Consider the following 7,769-nt stretch of genomic DNA (forward strand, 5'->3'; position numbering starts at 1 on the left):
GGTGCTTGAAGGCCAACGATCTGGCCATCCAGATATACGGAGGTTACGGCTACACCCGAGACTACGACGTCGAGCAGCACTACCGCGACAATCGACTGAACCGAATCCACGAGGGTACGAACGGCATGGTCTCGAAGCTGTCCTCGGCGCTGCTCGCCGCAGACGCCGGGGTGCCGGTGCTGCTGGCCGCGGCCAAGGATGCCGCCGCCGCGTTCGCGGACGCGTCGGTGGGCACGGTGTTCGCGCCGCGCCGGGAACGCATGTCGGCGCGCCGGTTCTGGGTGCGCTACGCCGCCGAAGCCTCCGGCGCGTTGACCCTCGACCAGGGGGCGGTGAAAGCCGTGGTGCGGCAACGCCGTTCGCTGTTGCCCGCCGGTATCACCGCGCTGTCCGGCCGGTTCTACGGCGGGGACGTCGTCGAGTTGCGCGACCAGGACGCGACCATGGTCGCCCGCGGGGTGGTGGCCTACGACGCCGCGGAACTGGCGACGATGCTGGGCCGGTCCACCTCAGATCTACCCGCCGAGATGCGCAGGCCTGCGGTGCATGCCGACGACCTGGTGGCGGTGTAAGCGATTTGTGTGCGCTTTGTTGCGGTGAGCGCTCTGCGCTGAGCGCTCCTAAACGTACACAAGTCACGGCGTCAGCCGGGAAGTGGCAGGGCCCAATGGTCGACCACCTTGCCGTCTTCGACGCGGATCATGTCGAGTGCGAAACCGACCGGCTCTCCCGTGTCGGCACGGGCGATCCGATACCGCGTGGCCACGGTGTCACCCTGGCTGATGCGTTGTTCCACACTCATGTCCAATCCCGCCGAACTCGTGGCCATGTGCGTCCATTTGGCCACCCAGCCCTGGTGCCCGGCAGGAGCTCCGGGCAGGGCTGCATGATCGACCGCGTCCTCGCTGATGAGCTCGAGCGCCGCGTCGAGTTTGCCATGCAGGACGGCCTCTGACATCGCGCTGACCACAGCCTGAGGATCCGTCATGGTTTCCTCCTTGTCCTGTTCCGGGGAACTCCCCAATAATCAAGCTATGTCCACGAGTCTAAGTGGGGAACTCCCCGGATTGCAAGGCTGATGTCGCAGCCGCTCAGTGGTCTGCTGAGGCCCCCCAAACGAGCCGATGCTCGGCGCAATTACGAGGCGCTGCTTGCCGCGGCCGCAGAGGCGTTCGTCGCCCATGGCACCGACGTACCGCTCGACGAGATCGCCCGCCGCGCAGGCGTCGGCAACGCCACGCTCTACCGGAACTTCCCCACCCGCCATGAACTGATCGTCGCCGTCTGCGTCGGAGAGGTGGAGGCGCTGCGCGACCACGGCGAGCAGCTGGCGGATACGCCGCCTCGTGAGGCGTTGATCGACTGGCTGGACAGGTTCGTCGACCACATCGCCACCAACAAGGGCTTGGCCGCAGCCTTGATGACGGATGCCCGTGAGGATTCGGCGCTGATCGAGGCGTCCAACAAGGTGATCAGCCAGACAGTCGAGACCCTGCTGGACAGAGCCCGATCGGCGGGCGTGATCAAGCCTGAGATCGATGTCGTCGACCTGATCAACCTCGCGAACGCCGTCGCGGTGATCGCGGAATCCCAAGGACTGGCCCCCGCACAGCGAATGCTGCGAATGTTTTTCGACGGCGCCGCGGCCTAGGCCGGAATCGCCACGAGTTCTTCCGAGACGATCGCGTATGCGGTCGCGCGTCACGGCGATGGCCGTCCCGTCCCTGCGCGCGTTGACTGGCGGCAACGTCAACCGCGGAGGAACCTCATGAAGATCGCCGTACTGGGAGCGATCGGGAGCCTTGGCCGCCCAATCGTCGAACAGGCCCTCGCCGCAGGGCATCACGTCACCGCGTTGATCCGCGACCCGTCGCGGATGGCGCAGCACTCCGCGCTCGAGATCGTCGCCGGCGACGCGACCGACCTTGACGCGGTACGCCGTGCGTTCAGGGGCAGCGACGCGGTCGTCGACGCCCGGCGCGGGCGACAGTCGCGGCAACCTCGACTTCGTGTGGAAGTACCTGATGTTCGGGCTGCTGCTGCGCACGGCCTACGACGACCACCAGCGCCAGGAGCAGGCCGTCACGGGCAGCGGACTGGACTGGACCATCGTCCGGCCGTCGGCGTACACGGACGGCCCGCGCACCGGAAGCTACCGGCACGGCTTCGGGCTGGACGCCGAGGGATTGCGGCTGAAGATCTCGCGGGCCGACGTCGCCGAGTTCGTGTTGCGTCAGCTCGGGAGCGACGAGTACTTGCGTCGCGCCCCCGGTGTCTCGAACTAGCAGGCCGTGTTGGCGACCGCAGGCAGCTCGTCGGCCAACAAGGCCAGCATCGGTGAGCACCCGGCGTCGACCTTGATGGTCGCCAGGTCGTCACCGCGCGTCGGGCCCCGGTTGACTATGGCGATCGGCATCCCGGCGGCCGCGGCGTGCCGGACGAACCGGTAGCCGGAATACACCGTCAGCGAGGACCCGGCCACCAGCAGCGCGTCGGCATCGTCGACGAGTGAGAATGCCTGCCGCACCCGGTCTTTCGGCACGTTTTCGCCGAAGTACACGATGTCCGGTTTGAGCATGCCGTCACAGAGCGGGCAGTCCACCACTCGGAAGGACGCCGTGTCGGACACCACGGCGTCGGCGTCGGGGGCGACCGCGATGCCGCCGAGCACCGCCGCTGTCTCCGCGAAGCCGGGGTTCGACTCTTCGAGAAGCTCGGCCAGCGCCGCGCGCGACATGGTGTGCCCGCAGTCCAGGCAGATCACCCGTGCGTAGGAACCGTGCAGATCGATGACCCGCTGACTACCCGCCTTGGAGTGCAACAGATCGACGTTCTGGGTGATCACCCCGGTGACCACACCGGCACGTTCGAGCGTGGCCAGGGCGCGGTGTCCGGCATTGGGCAGCGTCTGATCCATGTGCCGCCACCCGAGATGATTGCGCGCCCAGTAGCGCCGGCGGAACTCCCGATCGGAGGTGAACTGGCGGATGGTCATCGGATTGCTCGGCGGCGAGTCCGGGCCCCGGTAGTCGGGGATCCCCGAGTCCGTCGACATGCCCGCGCCGGTGAGCACCACGACACGTCGGCCGTGCAGCAGCGCGACGAGTTCGGGTGCTTCCACCTCACCGAATGTAGGCGATCAGCCCCGGCGGCTGTGTTCGCGCTGGTCACCCCGTCAGACACGCGCCGGGATGGGGCGATGCATATCCAGGACGGCCACGGGCAACAATGAGGCATGGACTTCTACTCGGCTTATCAGCAGGGCTTCGTCCGGGTCGCGGCGTGCACCCAGCGGGTGGCCATCGCCGATCCCGCTGCGAACGCGGAGTCGGTGCTGGACGTCGCGCGCGAGTGTGACGCCGACAGCGCGGCGCTGGCGGTGTTCCCCGAGCTGACGCTGTCGGGTTATTCGATCGAGGACATCCTGCTGCAGGACGCGCTGCTGGAGGCCGCGCACGAAGCGGTGCTGGAGGTGGCGGCCGGGTCGGCGGGCCTGATGCCGGTGCTGGTGGTCGGCGCACCGCTGCGGTTGGGCCACCGGGTCTACAACACCGCCGTCGTCATCCACCGCGGCCGGGTGCTCGGCGTGGTGCCGAAGTCCTATCTGCCGACCTACCGGGAGTTCTACGAACGGCGCCAGCTCGCCGCCGGCGACGACGTGCGCGGAACCATCAGGATCGGCGACGCCGACGTCCCGTTCGGGCCCGACCTGTTGTTCACCGCCTCCGACGTACCGGGTTTCGTGCTGCACGTGGAGATCTGCGAGGACATGTTCGTGCCGATCCCGCCGAGCGCCGAGGCCGCGCTGGCCGGGGCGACGGTGCTGGCCAACCTGTCCGGCAGCCCGATCACGATCGGCCGTGCCGAGGACCGTGCCCTGCTGGCCCGCTCGGCATCGGCGCGCTGCCTGGCCGCCTACGTGTACGCCGCGGCAGGAGAGGGGGAGTCGACCACCGACCTGGCCTGGGACGGCCAGACCATGGTGTGGGAGAACGGCGTGTGCCTGGCCCAGTCCGAACGCTTCCCGTCCGGTGTGCGGCGCTCGGTCGCCGACGTCGACCTCGAACTGCTGCGCGCCGAGCGGATGCGGATGGGCACCTTCGACGACAACCGGCTGCATCACGGGATCGCCGCCGACGGGTTCCGCCGCATCGAGTTCCTGCTTGACCCCCCGCCCGGGGACGTCGGATTGCGCCGCAGGGTCGAACGGTTTCCATTCGTGCCGTCGGACGCCTCACGGCTGCAACAGGATTGCTACGAGGCGTACAACATCCAGGTGTCCGGCCTGGAGCAGCGGTTGCGCGCGATCGGGTCGCCGAAGGTGGTGATCGGGGTGTCCGGCGGCCTCGACTCCACGCACGCGCTGATCGTGGCCGCCCGCGCCATGGACCGACTGGGCCGGCCGCGCAGCGACATCCTGGCGTTCACACTGCCCGGGTTCGCGACCGGGGACCGCACCAAGGGCAACGCGGTCCGGCTGAGTGAGGCGCTCGGCGTGACGTTCTCCGAGATCGACATCCGCAAGACGGCGGAGTTGATGCTGACCGAGATCGACCACCCCTTCGCGCGCGGTGAGAAGGTCTACGACATCACGTTCGAGAACGTGCAGGCCGGCCTGCGCACCGACTACCTGTTCCGGCTGGCCAACCAGCGCGGCGGAATCGTGCTGGGCACCGGCGATCTGTCGGAACTCGCGCTCGGCTGGTCCACCTACGGCGTCGGCGATCAGATGTCGCATTACAACGTCAACGGGGGGGTGCCCAAAACCCTGATCCAGCACCTGATCCGGTGGGTGATCTCGGCAGGGGAGTTCGACGACGCGGTCAACGAGGTGCTGCAGTCGGTGCTCGACACCGAGATCACCCCCGAGCTGGTTCCCAGCGGGGAGGACGAGGAGATCCAGAGCAGCGAGGCCAAGGTCGGACCCTATGTGCTGCAGGACTTCTCGCTGTTCCAGGTGCTGCGGTTCGGATTCCGCCCGTCGAAGGTGGCCTTCCTGGCCTGGCATGCATGGAGCGACGCGTCCCGCGGGGACTGGCCGCCGGGGTATCCCGACGACAAGCGTCCGGCCTACTCGCTGAAGGAGATCCGGCACTGGCTTCAGGTGTTCGCGCAGCGGTTCTACTCGTTCGCACAGTTCAAGCGCTCGGCACTGCCGAACGGCCCCAAGGTCTCCCACGGTGGGTCGCTGTCACCGCGCGGGGACTGGCGCGCCCCGTCGGACATGTCCGCGCGCACCTGGCTCGACGAGATCGAACGGTCGATTCCTACCGAGTAGCGGTACCCAGGCCGGGAACGAAGCGGCCGACCGTCGCGAGGTAGTCGCGGTACGGCGCACCATGCACGGCGCGCAGGTACGGTTCCTCGACCGCGCGGACCTGCAGCTCGATCGTCACCACCAGAATCGCGAACCCGGCGATGGCGACGGCGTTGGGAGTCACGAGCATGACGCCGAACGCGAACACGATCATCGCCGAGAAGATCGGGTTGCGGACCCGGGCGAACACGCCGGTGCGGACCAGCGTCGTCCGCTCCGACGCGTCCACGCCGATGCGCCACGCGTCCCCCATGTCCAGCTGCGCGTAGACGGTGGCGGCGATGCCCGCCGCGGCGACCACTGCGCCGGCCGCGTGAATCCACCCGACACTCAACAGCGGGTCGACCAACCCGGCCCACTGCAGCGCCGGTGCCGCGACCGCCACCGCGATGGCGACGACGAAACCCACCCCCGCGACCCATTCCACCGAGCCGGGCCTTCCGCTGACGCCCTTGAAGCCGGTGGAACCGGTGCGGCGCCACTGGACCCAACTGCGCCAACCGAATCCGAGCGCGGCGAAGACGACGAACAACGTCAGCGCGGTCGCAGGCATCAGCAGCACGGGTCACCGCGCCAGGCGTTGCGTCCCTCGCGCACGGCCAGTGCTGCGATGCCAAGTGCGGCAACAGGATCGGCCCATGTCCAGCCGAACGCCGCGTGCAGGACCAGTCCGACGAGTAGCACGGCCGAGAGGTACGTGCACAGCAGCGTCTGCTTGGAGTCGGCGACCGCGGAGGCCGAACCGAGCCGGCGTCCGGCGCTGCGCTGGGCGTACGACAACACGGGCATGATCACCAGGCTCGCGACCGCGATCACGATGCCGATCGGCGACGGTCGGGTGTCGCGCACCCCGGCCAGCGTGAGTACCGCATCGACGCTGACGTAGCAGGCGAGCGCGAAGAACGAGAACGCGATGAATCGCAGGGCGGCCTTCTCACGCCGCTCGGGGTCCTCGGCGGAGAACTGCCAGGCCACCGCCGCCGCCGAGGACACCTCGACCAGGGAGTCGAGCCCGAAGCCGATCAGCGCCGCCGACGACACCCGGGTGCCCTCGGCCAGCGCGATCACGGCCTCGGCCAGGTTGTAGACGATCGTCGCGGCGACCAGGAACCGGATGCGGCGGGTCAGGACGTCGCGCTGGTGTGCCGTCACCGCCATCAGCAGCACGCCTGCTCGTCAGCAACCGGGCAACACGCCGGGTCGACCTCCAGCACCAGGCCGACCAGGTCGGTCAGCGCGTGGGCGATCCTGCCGTCGGCCAGTTGGTAGCGGCTGCGCCTGCCCTCCCGGCCGGCCGTCACCAGCCCGCAGCCCCGCAGGCAGGCGAGGTGGTTGGACAGGATCTGGCGGGACACCCCGATCCGGTCGGCGAGCTCGGACGGGTAGCCCGGCCCGTCCCTCAGCATCAACAGGATCTGGGCGCGCGTCGGATCCGACAGCGCATAGCCGAACCGGGAGAGCGCGTCGCCGCCGAGTGCCGTCCGCATGACGCCGACAGTACATCAAGCGCTGTATTCAGAAAACCCTGAACTGTTCAGAGCCTGCCGTCGATGCGCAGCTCCGGGTGCACCCACTCCGGGGACCGGCGCTCCTTGAAGGCCATGAACCCTTCGATGGATTCAGGTGCCCCGAGACTGGCCTGCATGCCGATGCGGTCGTAGAGCCCGATGTAGTTGTCCAGGCTGGACTTGACCACCGTCCTGGCCGCCGGCGCGGTCCGGCAGCACTGCGCCAGCACCTCGCGGGCGGCTTCGGCGAGTTCGTCGTGCGGGACCACCCGGGCGACCATGCCCCAGTCGTGCGCCTCCTCGGCCGTCAGCGTCCGGCCGGTGAACATCAGGTCGCGGGTGCGGACCGGCCCGATCAGGCGGGCCAGCATGTGGCTGTAGTAGGTGTCGGCGATCCCGCGGTACAGCTCGGGCACCCGGAAGGTGGCCCGGTCGCTGACCACGGCGATGTCGGCGCACAGCGCGATCTGCAGTCCGCCGCCCTGACAGAGCCCGTTCACCGCTGCCACCACCGGTTTGGCGGACTGGCGCAGCGTGTCGAACGGCAACGCGTCCATCCCGAGCGCGGGCCCGAAGGTCATCCAGTTGTCGGCGCCGCCGCCACCCATGTCGCCGCCCGGCGCGAACACGTCGCCGGTGCCGGTCAGCAACAACCCGGCCAGGTCCGGGTCGCTCTCGACATGCTTGACCGCGTACTTGATGCCGAAGTACATGGCCGGCGTCATCGCGTTGCGCGCCTCCGGGCGGTCGAGCCTGCAGACGCCGAACGGCCCTTCCCGGGTGAAGTGCAGGAACGGCGTACCGAGCCAGTCACCTTCTGGCCGGTCGTCACCAGTGTCTCCACCGCGACGCGGGATTTCGGATCGTCGGCGAGCAACGCGTCGAGCACCGAGTCGCTGATGGCGTCACAGATCTTGTCGGGGTGTCCCTCGGTCACCGACTCA

Annotated in this window: 9 protein-coding genes and 2 pseudogenes; 4 read left to right on the forward strand and 7 right to left on the reverse strand. The window is 68.6% G+C overall.

Features of this window, described 5'->3' with window-relative positions:
- Positions 1 to 572: PUA domain-containing protein (locus ASJ79_RS13895; protein ID WP_255374732.1), on the forward strand; the 572-nt coding region annotated here is incomplete at its 5' end.
- Positions 573 to 643: 71 nt separating this feature from the next.
- Here the strand turns inward: ASJ79_RS13895 and ASJ79_RS13900 are convergent.
- Positions 644 to 988 carry an ester cyclase gene (locus tag ASJ79_RS13900; protein ID WP_067956058.1) on the reverse strand — a complete coding sequence of 115 codons (345 nt, stop codon included), beginning with the start codon at positions 986 to 988 and terminating at the stop codon, positions 644 to 646.
- Positions 989 to 1,078: 90 nt separating this feature from the next.
- Here ASJ79_RS13900 and ASJ79_RS13905 point away from each other — a divergent pair, with 90 nt between their 5' ends.
- Together ASJ79_RS13905 and ASJ79_RS13910 are read left to right on the forward strand one after the other, a co-directional pair.
- A complete protein-coding gene (locus ASJ79_RS13905) occupies positions 1,079 to 1,651 on the forward strand; it encodes a TetR/AcrR family transcriptional regulator (RefSeq protein WP_067956059.1) in 573 nt (190 codons plus the stop codon).
- A gap of 117 nt (positions 1,652 to 1,768) precedes the next feature.
- Positions 1,769 to 2,285 (forward strand): annotated as a pseudogene (locus ASJ79_RS13910) (NAD(P)-dependent oxidoreductase).
- On the opposite strand, the gene ASJ79_RS13915 reads toward ASJ79_RS13910, so the two are convergent.
- Entirely contained in the window at positions 2,282 to 3,121 is an 840-nt protein-coding gene (locus ASJ79_RS13915; RefSeq protein ID WP_067956060.1) for an NAD-dependent protein deacetylase, read from the reverse strand. The pseudogene ASJ79_RS13910 and the gene ASJ79_RS13915 sit on opposite strands and share 4 nt — an antisense overlap.
- Positions 3,122 to 3,235: 114 nt before the next feature.
- Here ASJ79_RS13915 and ASJ79_RS13920 point away from each other — a divergent pair, with 114 nt between their 5' ends.
- Entirely contained in the window at positions 3,236 to 5,278 is a 2,043-nt protein-coding gene (locus ASJ79_RS13920) for an NAD(+) synthase (RefSeq protein ID WP_067956061.1), read from the forward strand.
- On the opposite strand, the gene ASJ79_RS13925 is transcribed toward ASJ79_RS13920, so the two are convergent.
- The 5 genes and pseudogenes from ASJ79_RS13925 to ASJ79_RS35040 form a co-directional block, all read right to left on the reverse strand.
- Entirely contained in the window at positions 5,268 to 5,870 is a 603-nt protein-coding gene (locus tag ASJ79_RS13925) for an isoprenylcysteine carboxylmethyltransferase family protein (protein WP_067956067.1), read from the reverse strand. The two genes, ASJ79_RS13920 and ASJ79_RS13925, sit on opposite strands and share 11 nt — an antisense overlap.
- Positions 5,870 to 6,475, reverse strand: coding sequence for a cation transporter (locus tag ASJ79_RS13930; RefSeq protein ID WP_067956065.1), 606 nt, complete (start codon positions 6,473 to 6,475; stop codon positions 5,870 to 5,872). Before ASJ79_RS13930 ends, ASJ79_RS13925 begins: the two co-directional genes overlap by 1 nt.
- Positions 6,475 to 6,804, reverse strand: coding sequence for a helix-turn-helix transcriptional regulator (locus ASJ79_RS13935; RefSeq protein ID WP_067956062.1), 330 nt, complete (start codon positions 6,802 to 6,804; stop codon positions 6,475 to 6,477). Before ASJ79_RS13935 ends, ASJ79_RS13930 begins: the two co-directional genes overlap by 1 nt.
- A gap of 47 nt (positions 6,805 to 6,851) precedes the next feature.
- Positions 6,852 to 7,550, reverse strand: a complete 699-nt coding sequence (locus tag ASJ79_RS13940) for an enoyl-CoA hydratase/isomerase family protein (RefSeq protein ID WP_231750843.1) — start codon at positions 7,548 to 7,550, stop codon at positions 6,852 to 6,854.
- An 8-nt stretch (positions 7,551 to 7,558) separates the two neighbouring features.
- Positions 7,559 to 7,769: pseudogene (locus tag ASJ79_RS35040) on the reverse strand (S-adenosylmethionine synthetase N-terminal domain-containing protein); the annotation flags it as partial.

This window comes from Mycobacterium sp. NAZ190054, from assembly GCF_001545925.1.
Classification (GTDB): domain Bacteria; phylum Actinomycetota; class Actinomycetes; order Mycobacteriales; family Mycobacteriaceae; genus Mycobacterium.

Bases quoted from the DNA above. Each gene is read 5' to 3' on its own strand.
- ASJ79_RS13900 (WP_067956058.1), bottom strand. From the start codon at position 988: ATGACGGATCCTCAGGCTGTGGTCAGCGCGATGTCAGAGGCCGTCCTG.
- ASJ79_RS13905 (WP_067956059.1), top strand. From the start codon at position 1,079: ATGTCGCAGCCGCTCAGTGGTCTGCTGAGGCCCCCCAAACGAGCCGAT.
- ASJ79_RS13920 (WP_067956061.1), top strand. From the start codon at position 3,236: ATGGACTTCTACTCGGCTTATCAGCAGGGCTTCGTCCGGGTCGCGGCG.
- ASJ79_RS13925 (WP_067956067.1), bottom strand. From the start codon at position 5,870: ATGCCTGCGACCGCGCTGACGTTGTTCGTCGTCTTCGCCGCGCTCGGA.
- ASJ79_RS13930 (WP_067956065.1), bottom strand. From the start codon at position 6,475: ATGGCGGTGACGGCACACCAGCGCGACGTCCTGACCCGCCGCATCCGG.
- ASJ79_RS13935 (WP_067956062.1), bottom strand. From the start codon at position 6,804: ATGCGGACGGCACTCGGCGGCGACGCGCTCTCCCGGTTCGGCTATGCG.
- ASJ79_RS13940 (WP_231750843.1), bottom strand. From the start codon at position 7,550: ATGACGCCGGCCATGTACTTCGGCATCAAGTACGCGGTCAAGCATGTC.